The organism is Paenibacillus sp. FSL H7-0943 (assembly GCF_037963265.1).
Lineage (GTDB): Bacteria > Bacillota > Bacilli > Paenibacillales > Paenibacillaceae > Paenibacillus_AQ > Paenibacillus_AQ odorifer.
The window spans coordinates 2,709,970-2,722,852 of record NZ_CP150148.1; the positions used below are offsets into that span (position 1 = coordinate 2,709,970).

The window sequence follows — 12,883 nt, forward strand, 5'->3', positions numbered from 1 at the left end:
AAGAGTGTGGAAAAGACATTGGATACATCCGCCATTTCCGTTACATTGCTCGACTGTCTTCATCGCGCTTTAACAACAGGAGATATTGAACTTTGGCTGGAGACCCAGTATTTCGAAGATGAAATGGAAGCTGAATCACAGCGGGCATGGTTCCATGGGTATTTACAAAAAACAGTTCCGACTTGCATAGAATTTAACGTGCGAAATGTCAGAATAAGTCTTGCTGAAATTGTTGCTGCCTGTACTTTGACCTTTACTTATGAAGAGTTTGACCAGCTAAAGGATGAGCATATTTATACTATGCGCTATGTTGAAGACAAAAAAGAATGGAAGGTTGTAACGATCGAGAAAAGCTGGCTACCGTTTGGTTCGGCCGAAGCCGATCTAATTTATTACGATACTTATTCCATGACTGATCTCTTCTGGTGGACCAATGAAGCGGAATTGGAGATTGTTAGAAACAGCAACGATCCTCTGCCGGCGAATTTATACGCTCGGGCAATTCCACGAAATATACGTTCCCGGGAAGTGCACTCTGAATTGGAATGTGCGGCCATTCTATCCAATATGCTGTCTTTGCGCGTAGCTGATCTGGCAGCATTGCTGTTTCAGCCAACCGCTCTAGGGACGCTGGAGTCCTTATATCATTTTGCAAGTGAAAATATCAATTTCCAGATTGAGCGGCCTGATCGTAACAGCAGCTGGTCAAGCAAATTTACTGCTCCAACGTTTAGTTATGATGAATTGTTGACCTTGGCTGAAGATCACTTTCCATTAACCGCTAATTGTACGCCGCTTATGTCATTTTATTTTGCGGTGCTCCGATTATGCGGCTTGGCGGCTTCGGATATCGTCCAGCTCCGTTTAGTTAATTACGATTGTTTGCTCGTCTCCATCACTGGAGAGGCATATCTGTTTTTCACAGATCGGATTGTTAAATTAAATGCAGGTACTTACTATTATCAGACCGAAATCAGCAAGCTGTTCAATGAGAGGGAGTATTGGTCTGCTGCCGGAAGTTCGAATTTATCAGACCGGATGGTGGAGCAATTAAATAACTGGTTCAAGGATGGTATTGTATTTAAATTCTCGCGTCCGCTAACAACGGGAATTAGATATATGGATGAATGCCCAATGCCCAGTTTAAAAGAATGCGCCGACCCGCTGCAACTTCATCGGTTGCTGCGTCAAACGATGCTGAGATATAGCTGCAATCTGCCGGATTCTGTATATACGTACGCCAAATATGCTTATCAGACACTATTAGTAACAAAACCGCAGGCTTATGTTCTCGCATCTATGAATAGTCCGCTTATTCGTCAGTTCCTGAGCGACTATAATACGAGACAGCATTTTTTTGAATATGTGGATTTATTGAAGAAGAAATCCATATTTCGGGAACACGACCGACTGATGACTGCGGACCAAGTAATACGTCACGGTACCGCCGATCCTGCTTCCCTTACAGTGTTGGTGTATGTCTGGTTAAATCAAAGCCACCAGTCTCAAGGCGGGGTTTGTATAACTGATGAAGATAGCTATTGTTTTTTTGAAGGAGAAATATGGAGCGGCAAAAAACGAAAACCAGCATCAAAGATGCAAGGAAATCTGTTAGTAGCTTTTAACCATGAATCATGCTTCAGTGAGCTGATGAACATTTCTGAAGCGAAGACCGAATGGATAACATTCATACGGCAGCATATGACGATGTCTCATGAAGGAGCCGATCACATTGAATGACTGGATTAAAATTCAAGGTGCGAGAGAAAACAATCTGAAAAATATATCTCTGTCTATCCCCCGAAACAAACTAGTGGTGTTAACTGGATTGTCTGGTTCCGGCAAATCAACGCTTGCCATGAATACCTTGCAGCAGGAATGTCAGAGGCAATACATGGATTCGCTCGGTATGATAAGTGATTTTATCCACAAACCTAAGGTTGATTCTATTGAAGGGTTGTCGCCTTCCATCTGTATTGACCAGCGCCACACTAACCGAAATCCCCGGTCAACCGTTGGAACTACAACGGAATTGTACACCTTGCTTCGTATATTGTTTACCAAAAGCGGAGAAAGACCTTGCCCTAATTGCGGAAGCCAAGTCAAGGGTCCAAGTAGTGCTGACATCTGGCAGGAAAACTATGAGTCGATCGAAACAGAGATTAAAGATCTTCCTATGTCCTATTCCGATGAGGGCAAAGCCGTGTGCCCAGAGTGCAGCCATGAGCTTAGAGCATTGACCATGTCCCATTTCTCTTTCAATAAACCTGAAGGCGCATGTCCGGTTTGTGTGGGCTTGGGGGTTGAACGAAAACCGAATTTACAAGAAATTTTCAATGACAGCCTCAGCTTGAAGCAGTGTGCACTTAAGGGGAGCAATCCTCATGGAGCACAGTTAATGGCCGATAATTTGGTTGCAGCCGGTAACTATTACGGATTTGTGTTTGATTCTGATAAACCCTTGAGAGATTTGGGCACGGTCGAACGGGATCTGCTGTATTTCGGTGTATACAGCCAGCGATTTATCAGGCATTTTCCTGAGAAGACCCCTCCAACTTATGCTGCAGAGGGAAGGTTCGAGGGAATTCTGACCAACCTGGAACGCAGATACAAGGAACGCGGACACGAATCGGACTATCGAGAGAAGATTGAAAAATTCTTTCATCTGCAAGAGTGTTCGGATTGTCACGGTACGAAGCTGAACACAGACAGTCGAGCGGTTACGCTAGCCGGGAAAAGTATCACCGAAGCATCTGCAATGCCGCTCTTCCATTTGCTTGGCTGGTTGCGTAAAGTGTCCGCTCAACAGCTAGAGGGAAGTCAGGATCCGCTTATGAACATCGTTTCCGAAATGGAAAAAAAGCTGGCTCGCTTGATTGAAGTGGGTGTCGGCTACTTAAGCTTGGACCGATCCACCGTTTCTTTATCTCTGGGAGAAATGCAGAGGCTTAAGCTCGTCTCATTAATCGGAGCTAGCTTAACAGGAGTTTTGTATATTCTCGATGAACCGACAATTGGCCTTCACCCGATAGATACCGAAGGCCTGCTCCGGGTGCTCCGGCAGTTGCGTGATCTTGGAAATACGGTTCTAGTTATCGAGCATGACCCGGATGTTATGCGGGCGGCCGATTACATTATTGATATCGGACCGGGTGCGGGCAAGCAAGGGGGAGAAGTGGTTGCGGCTGGCTCCGTGCAGCAGCTGATTCAGTGCAGCAGATCATGGACCGGGCAGTATTTCGCTGGTGAAGATACAGTGGTTCTTCCTGAACAGCGCCGTAGAGGAAACGGGAAATGCATTGAGATTACAAACGCCAATCGCCATAACCTTAAGGAGGTAAGTGTGAATATCCCGTTGGGCAAGCTCGTTGTGCTGACCGGGGTATCAGGGTCGGGGAAATCGACTCTTATGTTCGACGTCCTGGCTCGATCCGCACAGCTTCATTTTACCCAAAGCACCGAGACTGATGCCTATGCAGATGTTAAGGGCTGGGAGAATGTGCATAAGGTCATTAGCTTTGATCAATCCCCTATCGGTCAGACTGCAAGATCAAACGCGGCAACTTACACAGATGTGTACACGGCGATAAGGAATATTTTTGCTGCGCTGCCTGAAGCGAAAATGCGTAATCTCCAGGCCAAACACTTTTCTTGCAACGTACCCGGCGGCCGATGCGAACGCTGTCAGGGAGCCGGGCTTGTGCAAGTGAATTTGCAATTCCTACCGTCGGTTGAGACCCCATGTCCTGTATGCCGGACCAAACGATTTAAGCCGGAGATTCTGGATGTAAAGTATAAAAACCATAGCATTTCAGATGTATTGGCTTGCTCTGTAAAAGAAGGGATGGAACTGTTCGCGGATGAACCATCCGTATATAACAAGCTGGATGTGATGTGCCGTATTGGGCTGGATTATTTAATTCTGGGCCAGCCGGCAACCACTTTGTCCGGCGGGGAGGCACAACGGGTAAAGTTGGCCAGAGAGCTCTCCAAAAGCAGTAGACACCACACCTTGTACTTGCTTGATGAACCAACAACAGGCCTGCATCCGCATGATGTGATTAAGCTGATTGATATGCTTGGGCAGTTGGTCGACTCGGGTAATTCTGTCGTTGTGATAGAACATAATACCGATGTCTTAGTCATGGCGGACTGGATTATTGACATGGGGCCGGAGGGAGGCCTGGAGGGGGGACAAGTCTTGGGTGAAAGCACACCAGAGAACATCGCGGAAATCAAGAATTCCAAAACAGGTCGAATTGTAAATCAGCTTCTCAATCAATATCAACAAAACTTAGAGGGGGAGTATACGTGTTAATTCTTGGTTTAAGCGGTGGGCTAGGACATGATTCAGCGGCATGTTTGGTTCATGATGGCGTTTTGGTGGCCTATGCTGAGGAGGAGCGTTTTTGCCGAAAAAAACATGCTTACGGAGAGCCCCCGGTTTTGTCGCTCCTCAATTGTCTGTCACAAGCGGGCGTTGCTTTTGAAGATATCGATCTGATTGCTTTATCATGGGACCCGCAAAAAGCGGAAGAATTGGGGATATTGGAGAAATTCAAGAAGCACCCGGTATTATCAGGCAAAAAAATGCCCACTATCATTTCGGTCAGCCACCATTTATGCCATGCGGCAAGTGCCTACTATTTATCCGGGTTCGATGATGCGGTGATTTTGGTCATGGACGGACAAGGAGACGATATTTCAACCACAGTAGCCTATGGGAAGAATGAGCATATTGAGGTTAAGCAAGAATACGGAATTTCACAATCGCTTGGATTTTTTTATTCCATAGTCAGTGATTATTTACAGCTTGGAGCATCGGGAGAAGGAAAGCTGATGGGATTAGCCTCTTATGGAGAGTCAGTCTATGACTTTTCTGTACGGTTGACGGAAGACGGGTACGAGATTCCTTTCGGAGAACCTGATAGTTCGCTTGGTTTGGAGGATAAGTATAACAAGCTGACCCGAATATGGATGAAGGAAATGTACCGTAAATTCGGTGATCCTCCAAAACGTATCTATAGCAATAATACACTGTATGGCGGGCTCAATTATACGGTCGAATACAGCAAGAAGCACAAAGATATTGCCGCATCGGCGCAGCAGGCGCTGGAAGACACTATTGTGCATCTTTGCCAGCAGACCATCCGGCAAGGCAACAGTAAAAATTTGGTGATAGGCGGAGGTGTTGCTCTCAATTGTACGACGAATGGAAGGCTGGAACGCCTCGGAATGTTCGATGAAATCTTCGTATTACCGGCAACCAATGATGCTGGGGGCTGTATCGGAGCTGCCATGATTGCCTCTAAAGAACGTTCCGTTCTCCCTGTAAAGGGCAGACTGAAGACTCCTTACTGGGGAATTTCCTATGATGACAACCATATATCGGAGGTGTTAAAAAAGCTTGGTTTGAAGTATAACTATTCATCCGATATTTGCCGGCAGACGGCAGAACTGATTGATAGAGGTAAAGTCATTGGCTGGTTCCAAGGCGCAGCCGAGATGGGGCCAAGGGCATTGGGCAATCGTTCCATAACAGCCAGTCCTGCAAGTTATGATTCATATGTAAAAGTCAATCAAAAAATCAAATTCAGAGAATCCTGGAGACCTCTGGCGCCAAGTATTATGGATGAACATTCGGATTGGTTGGTGGAGGAGGCGCAGTATTCGCCGTATATGCTGAAAGCCTACACAGTCAAAGAAGAGAGAAGGCAAGCTGTTCCTGCCATCGTGCATGTAGATGGATCCACTAGACCGCAAACGGTCCGAAGCGAGGTGAATCCGGTCTGGCATCAGCTTATTGCCGAGCATTATAAGTTGTCTGGAATTCCGCTGATAATGAACACATCGCTTAACACACGAGGAGAACCGGTGTGTGAGACTCCATACGACGCCATCAAAACCTTCTATACCACCGCTATGGATGCGCTGGCGGTCGGCAATTTCTTAATCGAAAAATAATACGGGAAACGAGGGGATTTGACCGTTATGAACAGAGATGAGGAATATATCCAAGCGACAGTGATGGAACTAATCCGCAAAAATGGAGCCTTACCCACAGTAGAACAGAAAGAGACGCTACAGGCTGCTGATTTGAACAGAACTTTAAGCGAATGGGGAGTTAATTCGTTTCGGGCTTTATATCTTCTGTACGATTTGGAGGAGGTCTTCCGGGTTCAGATTCCAGACAACTGTCTCACTCCGGAGACCTTTGAGTCTCCCCTGACGATTATTAACTGTCTTAAAGTGTTGCTCAATGATAAGGCAATTTCCTGATGCATGATTTTTAATTCCAAGAATCGGGAGGATGAAGTATGACTCGAGGTTTATCAAATTGGGAAGCGCTGCTGCAGGCCGAGCGAATGCATAGAAATCTCCCTCCTATCCGTGCTGATTCCGATTTAACTGATATTCCGCTGAGCGGTGCTCAGCGCAGATTATGGTTTTTGCATCAATTGAACCCTACCAGCTCCGCTTACAATATGACGATACAATACCGCTTGAAGGGTTGTCTGAATTATAAACACTTGACTGAATGTCTGGGTATCTTGAAGGAAAGGCATCAAATTTTAGACACTGTATTTTACGAAAAAGACGGGGAACCTTACCAAAAGACGGTTCCACAGCCCGCAACGGTCAGGATTGAGCGTCTGGATTGTCTTGAGTCAGAGATGGAGAAACAGGCGCTGGATTGGTTGGTAATGGAGATTAATAAACCGTTCGAATTAAATGGAGGCTCTTTATTTGAGGCGGTACTGGTGCAGATGAGCCCAACCGAGCATTTACTGATATTTCGTTTCCATCACAGCATTTCAGATGCGTTGTCTCTGGATATTTTTACAAATGAATTCAGGGAGATCTACAACGCTTTGGAAGAAGGCAGGGTGGCACGCTTGCCTGAATTGCCGGTACAGTATTCTGCTTATGCGGTCTGGGAACAAAAATATATTGCAAATGCCGGCAATTCAACACTAATGGATTATTGGAGCAACAAGTTAGCTTCGGCAGATACGCGGCTTGATTTAAATCTTGCGGCAATGCCTGAAGCTGCTGGACCAACCGATTCGGAGTGCAATTATGGGGGAGAGTTGCCGCAGGATGCCTATAATGAAATGCTGGATTTTATAAAACGTCACCCCGAATTCACGGTCTATAACGTTATGCTGGCAGCCTACCGGGTCCTGATGTTTAGATACACCGGTCAGTCTAACCTGATTATCGGCTCAACCATGGCTAACCGTAACCGCATTGAAGTAAGGAATCTTATCGGTTTTTTTGCCAATACGTTGCCACTCACCACCAATGTGCAGACTGAAGACAGCTTCTTTGAAGTTTTGAATAAAGAGAAAGAAACAATTAATGAGGGCATTGCCTATCAACAAGTCTCTTTCGACAAGCTGGTCAGTATTATGCATCCAGATCGCAGGCCAGGGGAAAATCCGCTGTTTCAAACGATGTTTACTTATGTGCAGAGCGGCAAAACGGATTTGGAGTTATCCAACCTAACTGTTGAAGCGTTAAAGGCAGATAAAAGCTCTTCGGCCTTTGACCTGACGATTGGGCTTAATGATACCGGAAGCGGAGTGCAATTATTTTACGAATACAACAATGATAAATGGTACGCGGCCTCATTGAGGCAATTCCATTACCACTACATTAACATTCTCCAGCAGCTGCTGCAGCGACCGGAGGCTACGGTTAGCAGCCACATGTTTTTGACCGCGGAAGAAATCAATAAAGTGATCTACGAATGGAATGATACTTGTACCGATTTCGGCTGTCTGGACAGCCGAAGGTTCATAAGCCAGATCAAAAAACAAGCTGAGAAGCATAGTCATCTGCGGGCTGTATTTTTGAGCGAAGAAGACAACATGAGTTATGAGGAGCTTGATCTGGCCTCAGATATGCTTGCTTCGAGGCTGATGCAATTGGGGATCGGGCGTGGCAGCCTTGTTGGATTGGGCTTGGAGAGATCTGTTGAGCTAGTCACCTCAATTCTGGCGGTAATTAAATGCGGCGGGGCATTTATGCCGCTTGATCCACAGCTGCCCTCCAAACGTCTGGCCCATATGATTTGTGAGTCGTCGTGTGCACTGATCATCACCCAGGAACAATATGCGGCTCTGTTTAAACCGATGCATAAGGTGGTCCTCGTCGGGATTAGCTCTTATTCAGCTGACTTAAGGTGTGAAATTGTGCACAATGAGCCGGCCGAGCCCAGCGATTTAGCCTATGTTATCTATACTTCCGGTTCAACCGGAACCCCGAAGGGCGCGATGAACAGCTATGAGGGATTATACAACCGGCTTCTTTGGATGCAGCGGCAGTTTGGTTTGGATGAGACCGATAAAGTGCTGCAGAAGACACCGCTCACTTTTGATGTGGCAGTATGGGAGCTGCTGTGGCCATTACTGCATGGAGCGGAATTGGTATTAGCCCGACCGGATAAACCGCATGATCCCGAATATATTGGGAATGTGATTGTCGAAAGGCATATTACGACCATTCATTTTGTTCCGGCCATACTGCAGCAGTTTATGGACTCCGTTCCAATAGAAAACTGCATTTCACTTAAAAATGTCATTTGCAGTGGAGAAGAGCTGAGTACCACATTACGTGATTCTTTTTTCTCTAAATCCGCTGCGCGTTTGTTCAACTTGTACGGGCCCGCTGAGGCAGCCATTGATGTAACCTGCTGGGACTGTGCGGAAGGCCGAGGCCATTCAAGTGTTCCGATCGGCAAACCGATTTCCAATCTCCGAATTTACATTCTGGATAAGTATCTTCTGCCGGTTCCCGTTGGGGTTTACGGAGAAATATGTATTGGCGGAATAGGAGTGGGCCTAGGATACATCGGAAATGAAGAGCTGACTAACCACAGTTTTGTACCCAATCCTTACTCCAGACATCCTGCTGCTGAACGTCTGTACCGCACAGGAGACATGGGCAAATTCCTCGAAGACGGCACGATTATTTATGGGGGAAGAACAGATCAACAAATCAAGCTCAACGGTGCGCGGATAGAACTGGGTGAAATCGAGGCCGTATTTCGCCGTTACAACCGGATCAAAGAGATTCTTGTCCATCCGCTGAAGCAGAATAACGGGGGGCAGCTTATGATTGCCTATTATGTGAGCGATGAAGAGATTGCTGCTGCGGAGCTGCGAAACTATGCGAGAGCGTATTTGCCGGCCTATATGATTCCTGGCATCTTTATGAAACTTGAGAGATTTCCGTTAAATCGAAATGGCAAGGTTGATCGCCAGGCGCTTCCGCTGCCTGATGTGAGATTTAAAGAAGTGAGCAGCGCTCTACTTCCTAAAAATGAGTTTCAGGCAGAGATAGAATCTATCTGGCAAGAGTTGTTGAGTTTGGAGGGCCGTGCGATCGGCGTTGCCGAGAATTTTTTTGATCTGGGCGGCCATTCGTTATTAGCTCTAAAGCTAGTTAGTATTGTCAACAAAAGATTCAATACAAACATAACCATTATGGAGTTGTACCTAGGCGAATTTACGATTGCAAGAATGGCGGACATGCTGTCTGAACCGTCCTCAGCTGCAGCCCAAGGACAGCTGACGAAATCAGTGTTATCTCAATTAGGAATGTCATTGGAAGAAATTTTGCAAGTAGGCGAAGGAACATTAGGCCAGAGATAAATGATGGACAGGGAGGATATGATGGACCAAATACAACAGCGGGTGGAGGTATTGCTGCGCCTATTTGTAAAGTGTGATATTTCCTTGGAGCCCGAAAGTGCGTTCACAGATCTGGAAATGGATTCGCTTACTTACATCAAATTTATTGTTGAAGTTGAGCGGGCGTTGCAATTGGACTTTGATCCTTACCTTTTGGTAGCAGGACATTTTCCTACGGTTGGAGATTTAACGGCATATCTCTGGAGTAAAAATGGTGAAGGATGTGCCACAGATGCCTAACCTGCCGATCAAGTACCCTATGGTGAACAGCAGCATGAACAGTTCTCATCTGCTCAGTGTAGTGGAAGTCTGCTCTAGTAAGATGGATTGGCTGCATAACCATTATATTCATTTATATCTTGGAGCGAATATGGATGTGATGGATCTTGAATTTCTGTCACCCGAGCAATCTTTGGGGCATTTCCCCTATCTGAATTTTAAAGAGATCAGGCTTGGTCCTGAACGTGTTGCTGTAAAACAGATCTTGGATTGTCTTGCCGAGAAGGAGTATGTCGAAGTAAGCTTGGATGAATTTTATATAGAAGGTAAGCACTATTTTAATAAGGTTCATTTCGAAAGGAATTTTATGATTTACGGCTATGATGATCTTAGTCATACATTTAGTATTGCTGGCTCGGATTACGATAAAATCTTCGAGTTTCATGAGCTTCCCGCCGATCAGATCATATCATCGCTGCGCGCTCATGCATTCGAGCGGCATTCGATTCGCTCTGTCCGGCTAAATGAAGCTGATAAGATGCATTTTGAGCCAACTACACTGATCGCAAGCCTAGGGGATTATTACTATTCACGCCAGCCGAAAACCATGGTAACCTGCCCAGAAACAGATGGAGGTTCGTGTTGGGGGATGAAGGTGTATGGGGCGCTGCTAGACTATTTAGATAGGTTGGCGCGTAACGAAATTTTCTATTGTGTTCGTCCGTTTCATTTACTCTGGGAGCACAAAAAATGCATGGTTAACAGGCTTGGATATTTGTCTCAATGTGGATATAACCTTTCTGATTTCATTATGAAAGGCTATGAGGATATATACGAAACCACTCTTATTCTCAGAAACATTTTGGTGAAATATCATCTTGAGCCTGACCTTAACCTGTTGCGGATCGCTGCACGCACAGTGGAGAGTATCGATGAGCAAGAGCGCGCGCTTCTGTCAGCGCTTTTGAAAGAGTTTAGTACTGTAATCAGCAAAATAGAAGAAAAGGAGAATTCTCGGTGATACCCGATAAATGTGAAGTTGTTATTATTGGATCTGGAGCAGTCGGGGCATGTACAGCCTACTATATAGCCAAAAAAGGGATAACCGATGTGGTAGTGCTTGAGAAAAGCGGAAGTTTAGGCGGAGCAACCACATCTATCTGCGCAGGCGGGATGCGAAGTCAGTTTACAACGGAGATAAATATTGAATTGTCCAAGTTAAGTTTTCGATTGCTGGAGCAGCTTGATTCGTATAACCTTGTTCAGGATGAAATGGACCAGTGCGGATATATGTTTATTTTCACGGCACAAGATAATCTTTCCGAGTTTTATGATGCGATGCTTTTGCAGCAAAGGTTGGGTGTGCAAACGGAATGGATGGAGCCTAAGCAGATTCAAAAGAAGCTGCCGATGCTGGTTCTCGAGGATGTAGCCGGTGCAACTTACAATAAGCAGGATGGATTGATCGACCCCAATAAGATTACAAGCGCGTATATTCGGCTCTCCAGAGAGCTGGGTGTCAAATATTATCCTGGAGTCGCTGTAACGGACTTTATTACTGACGGTTCCGCGATACAGCAAGTGGTAACGTCAGAAGGAGCGATAACTTCGCGAGTTGTTGTAAATGCTACAGGCCCCTGGTCCAAATTTGTGGCTGCTAAAGCCGGAATTGAGTTGCCGGTCATCCCCTGCCATCAGCAGTTGTTGGTTACAGATGTGCTCCCATGGCTGCCCGCCGATTTTCCCGTTATTGTGTTCCCCGGGGAAGGTCTAGGCTTACATAAGGAGACAGGCGGTCTGTTAACGGGCTTGAATAAGCCCTTTGTTGCAGGGGTATGCGAAGATCCGGATTACAACTACTCAGACCCGGAATGGGAATATAAACATCTGGAAGCTGCTCTTCGTCGACTGCCTCGTCTCCAGGAAGCAACCATCAAATCCTGCTGGGGAGGGTATTATGATGACACGCTGGACTCCCATCCGGTGCTGGGCGCTGATAACAAAATCCAGGGGTTTTACCATGCGTCAGGATTCAGCGGACATGGTTTTATGCACAGCCCGGCCGCCGGACTCCTAATCAGTGAAGAAATAGCCGGGAATTCCGCACAAACATTAGACATATCATCATTGCGGTCCAATCGCTGGCTAACTGCAGCAGGCAGAAAAATTAATGAATACTACAAGATTTAGAAGTATAGGAGGTTTATTGAAATGGAGAACTCTAAGAACCAAATGTTAAAGCTTATAGATAATATGCTAAACGCAAATGTGCTTCAGCGGACGGATCTCAAACGGTTTACCGCAAACCTTGAGCATTCACCGGATGATCCCGAAATGCTGCGTCTGGAGCTTGAATCCTGGTATCGTGGGATGGGGGTAGATCAGATCATTGGCAGAAAATTCGAACTATCGCCTTGTCCTTTTACAAGCGAAGAGATTCGTTCATCGAGAGAAAATGGAGAAATTATTTTGTGCTTTCCCAAGGGAATTACACGGGAACAGATTGGTGAGCTTACAAGAATTTCAAGCTGGGCCTTAAAAGATCCACTTGTGACAGCCGCAACGGAGCAGGAAGATTGCTGGATTCGCACATCGGCTGCGCTGTCGCCTTCATTAATGAAACACACAGGGCTAGAGGTTGCACACTTGGTGGAAGACAGCGGGGATCTTAACTTTAGTTTGGAAAGGTATCTTCTGTTCGTGGCTAGAGTGAGATTTTTGACAGGTAATACCCCGGATTCGGAATACTGGATTTGGCTTCCAAGAGGGAGATACGACCGTTCGGGAATGTTAATTGCCGGTTTTGACCGAAATGGCTGCTTTAATGTGCATGGCTGGATGCCCCAATTCTCTGCCAGTTTTTTGGGTGCCAGATTTGGAACACTTCCCGGTTCCGCTGCCAAAGTCGGTTCTTCCATCGTCTCAGATTCAGACCTCAGTTTCACTAAAATTTAACAATGGAGGCC

9 protein-coding genes are annotated in these 12,883 nt (G+C 46.0%); all 9 read left to right on the forward strand.

From position 1 onward, the window contains the following. The first annotated feature begins 6 nt into the window (after positions 1-6). From NSQ55_RS11605 to NSQ55_RS11645, 9 genes are read left to right on the forward strand one after another with little or no spacing between them, the layout of a single operon-like run. Entirely contained in the window at positions 7-1,740 is a 1,734-nt protein-coding gene (locus tag NSQ55_RS11605; protein WP_139329832.1) for a hypothetical protein, read from the forward strand. Next, positions 1,733-4,318 (forward strand): excinuclease ABC subunit UvrA, encoded by a 2,586-nt coding sequence (gene uvrA / locus NSQ55_RS11610; RefSeq protein ID WP_339173437.1) that lies wholly within the window; start codon positions 1,733-1,735, stop codon positions 4,316-4,318. The genes NSQ55_RS11605 and uvrA overlap by 8 nt, the downstream gene beginning before the upstream one ends. Further along, positions 4,312-5,964: a carbamoyltransferase C-terminal domain-containing protein gene (locus NSQ55_RS11615; RefSeq protein ID WP_339173440.1), complete on the forward strand. Its 1,653-nt coding sequence runs from the start codon at positions 4,312-4,314 to the stop codon at positions 5,962-5,964. The genes uvrA and NSQ55_RS11615 overlap by 7 nt, the downstream gene beginning before the upstream one ends. Before the next feature lie 27 nt (positions 5,965-5,991). Continuing rightward, positions 5,992-6,279, forward strand: a complete 288-nt coding sequence (locus NSQ55_RS11620) for a hypothetical protein (RefSeq protein WP_076129939.1) — start codon at positions 5,992-5,994, stop codon at positions 6,277-6,279. A gap of 38 nt (positions 6,280-6,317) precedes the next feature. After that, on the forward strand, positions 6,318-9,659 hold the full coding sequence (locus NSQ55_RS11625) for an amino acid adenylation domain-containing protein (RefSeq protein WP_339173442.1): 3,342 nt from the start codon (positions 6,318-6,320) through the stop codon (positions 9,657-9,659). An 18-nt stretch (positions 9,660-9,677) separates the two neighbouring features. Further along, entirely contained in the window at positions 9,678-9,938 is a 261-nt protein-coding gene (locus tag NSQ55_RS11630; RefSeq protein WP_175617289.1) for an acyl carrier protein, read from the forward strand. Continuing rightward, a complete protein-coding gene (locus NSQ55_RS11635; RefSeq protein WP_076129942.1) occupies positions 9,931-10,938 on the forward strand; it encodes a hypothetical protein in 1,008 nt (335 codons plus the stop codon). Before NSQ55_RS11630 ends, NSQ55_RS11635 begins: the two co-directional genes overlap by 8 nt. Continuing rightward, positions 10,935-12,107 carry an FAD-binding oxidoreductase gene (locus NSQ55_RS11640; protein WP_076183251.1) on the forward strand — a complete coding sequence of 391 codons (1,173 nt, stop codon included), beginning with the start codon at positions 10,935-10,937 and terminating at the stop codon, positions 12,105-12,107. The genes NSQ55_RS11635 and NSQ55_RS11640 overlap by 4 nt, the downstream gene beginning before the upstream one ends. Before the next feature lie 21 nt (positions 12,108-12,128). Further along, a complete protein-coding gene (locus NSQ55_RS11645; RefSeq protein ID WP_036685943.1) occupies positions 12,129-12,872 on the forward strand; it encodes a hypothetical protein in 744 nt (247 codons plus the stop codon). Positions 12,873-12,883 lie beyond the last annotated feature (11 nt).